The following is a 2,678-nucleotide window of genomic DNA, read 5'->3' as shown; positions in this document are numbered from 1 at the left end:
GCACCTGGGCGCCGAAGGGGGAGTGCACCACGACCCGCCAGTCGCCCAGCTCGTCGCGGAAGCGCTCCACGACGATCGTCCGGTCGTCGGGGACATGACCGCAGGCCTCGCGCTGCTCGTCCAGGTACGACAGGACGTTGTCCGCGGCCCACGCGTCGAGACCGGCCGCCAGGAGCCTGGGCCGGGCGTCCTCCTGGGGCAGGGAGCCGACCTCGCGCAGGAACGCGCCCACCGCGCGGCCCAGCTCCAGCGGGCGGCCCAGCTGGTCGCCCTTCCAGAACGGCAGCCGGCCCGGCACACCCGGCGCGGGGGAGACCAGGACCCGGTCGCGCGTGATGTCCTCGATGCGCCAGGAACTCGTGCCGAGCGTGAAGACGTCGCCGACCCGGGACTCGTAGACCATCTCCTCGTCCAGCTCGCCGACCCGGCCGCCGCCCTTCTTCGGGTCCGAGCCGGCGAGGAACACCCCGAACAGGCCGCGGTCGGGGATCGTGCCCCCGGAGGTCACGGCGAGGCGCTGCGCGCCGGGGCGACCGGTGACCGTGTCCGTCACGCGGTCCCACACCACGCGCGGGCGCAGCTCCGCGAACGCGTCGGACGGATAGCGCCCGGCGAGCATGTCGAGGACGGCCGTGAACGCCGACTCCGGCAGCGAGGCGAACGGCGCCGCCCGGCGGACCAGGGCGAGCAGGTCGTCGGTCTGCCATGTGTCCATCGCCGTGATCGCCACCAGTTGCTGGGCGAGGACGTCCAACGGGTTGGCGGGCACCCTCAGGGACTCGATGGCGCCCGAGCGCATCCGCTCGGTGACCACCGCGGCCTGGACCAGGTCGCCGCGGTACTTCGGGAAGACCACTCCGGTGGAGACCGCGCCGACCTGGTGTCCCGCGCGGCCGACGCGCTGCAGCCCGGAGGCCACGGACGGCGGGGACTCCACCTGGACGACGAGGTCCACGGCGCCCATGTCGATGCCCAGCTCCAGACTGGAGGTGGCGACCACCGCCGGGAGCCGGCCCGCCTTGAGGTCCTCCTCCACCAGGGCGCGCTGTTCCTTGGAGACCGAGCCGTGGTGGGCGCGCGCGACGACCGGAGGCGCGCCGTGCGCGGCGCCCGAGCCGCCCATCAGCTCGGCCGGGGAGTGGTGCTCGTCCAGGGACCGGCCGGTCGCCCGCTCGTAGGCGATCTCGTTGAGCCGGTTGCACAGGCGCTCGGCGAGCCGCCGCGAGTTGGCGAACACGATCGTCGAGCGGTGGGCCTGCACCAGGTCGGTGATCCGCTCCTCGACGTGCGGCCAGATCGACGGCCGCTCCGCCTTGTCGTCGCCGTCCGTGGCCGGGGAGCCGCCGAGCTCGCCCAGGTCCTCGACCGGGACCACCACCGACAGGTCGAACTCCTTGCCGGACTCCGGCTGGACGATCTCCACTTTGCGGCGCGGCGACAGGTAGCGGGCGATCTCGTCGACCGGGCGGACGGTCGCGGACAGCCCGATACGGCGGGCCGGTCCGGGCAGCAGCTCGTCCAGGCGCTCCAGGGACAGCGCCAGGTGCGCGCCGCGCTTGGTGCCGGCGACCGCGTGCACCTCGTCCAGGATCACCGTCTCCACGCCGGTCAGCGCGTCGCGCGTGGCCGACGTCAGCATCAGGAACAGCGACTCGGGGGTGGTGATCAGGATGTCCGGCGGGCGGGTGGACAGGGCGCGGCGCTCGGCGGCCGGGGTGTCCCCGGAGCGGATGCCGACCTTCACCTCGGGCTCGGGCAGCCCGAGCCGGACGGACTCCTGGCGGATGCCGGTGAGGGGACTGCGCAGGTTGCGCTCCACGTCGACGGCCAGGGCCTTGAGCGGGGAGACGTACAGCACCCGGCAGCGCTTCTTCGGGTCGGCCGGCGGTGGGGTGGAGGCGAGCCGGTCCAGGGCGGAGAGGAAGGCGGCCAGGGTCTTGCCGGAACCGGTCGGGGCGACCACCAGCACGTCCGAGTCCTCGTCGATGGCCTGCCACGCGCCCGCCTGGGCGGCGGTGGGCGCGGGAAAGGCCCCCGTGAACCAGCCGCGGGTCGCGGGGGAGAAGCCGTCAAGGGCCCGGTGTGCGTCGCCGACCATGCGTCCATCGTGCACCCGGCCACTGACAATGCCCTCTGACCTGGGCGCACCCCGGCCCCGCGGTGGCCCCCGCGCTCGCACCGCCGCGCCGACGACGGAGAATCGGGGGTATGGCGGGAACGGCTGAGGAGCGGGCGCGGCACTGGCAGTACGAGGAACTGCCCGGTGTCGATCTGCTGCGGGCCCGCTACATCCGCAAGGAATTCGTGCGCCACACGCACGAGCACTTCGTGATCGCCGCCATCACCGAGGGCGTCGAGGTGTTCCACCACGGCGGATCCGATCAGTACGCGGGGCCGGGGGCGCTCGCGCTGGTCAATCCCGACACGCCGCACACCGGGCGGGCGGGGGTGCCCGAGGGCTGGCGGTACGGCGCGGTGTATCCGGCGCCCGAGCTGGTCGCCGAGATCGCGGGGGAGACGACGGGCATTCGCGGGACGCCGGGGTTCGTCAGCCCGGTGCTCGACGATCCGTACGCCGTCGGGCTGGTGCACCAGGTGCTGCGGGCCGCGGACGAGGGGAACGCGCTGGCGGCCGACACCCTGCTGCGGGTCGCCGTGACCCGGCTGCTCCGGCTCAA

At 74.0% G+C, this 2,678-nt stretch carries 2 protein-coding genes; one reads left to right on the top strand and one right to left on the bottom strand.

Going from position 1 to position 2,678, the window contains the following annotated elements:
* Positions 1–2,098 (bottom strand): DEAD/DEAH box helicase (locus tag RH94_RS42705; RefSeq protein WP_234425610.1); only part of this gene is annotated, 2,098 nt, incomplete at its 3' end.
* A 110-nt stretch (positions 2,099–2,208) separates the two neighbouring features.
* Here RH94_RS42705 and RH94_RS42700 point away from each other — a divergent pair.
* Positions 2,209–2,678, top strand: a 470-nt coding sequence (locus tag RH94_RS42700) for an AraC family ligand binding domain-containing protein (RefSeq protein ID WP_407697269.1), incomplete at its 3' end; no start/stop codon positions are given.

The organism is Streptomyces kebangsaanensis, assembly GCF_001906585.1.
GTDB classification, from domain to species: Bacteria; Actinomycetota; Actinomycetes; order Streptomycetales; family Streptomycetaceae; genus Streptomyces; species Streptomyces kebangsaanensis.
Note: the sequence above shows the minus strand (reverse complement) of the source record. Positions and strands in the feature narration are given on the sequence as shown.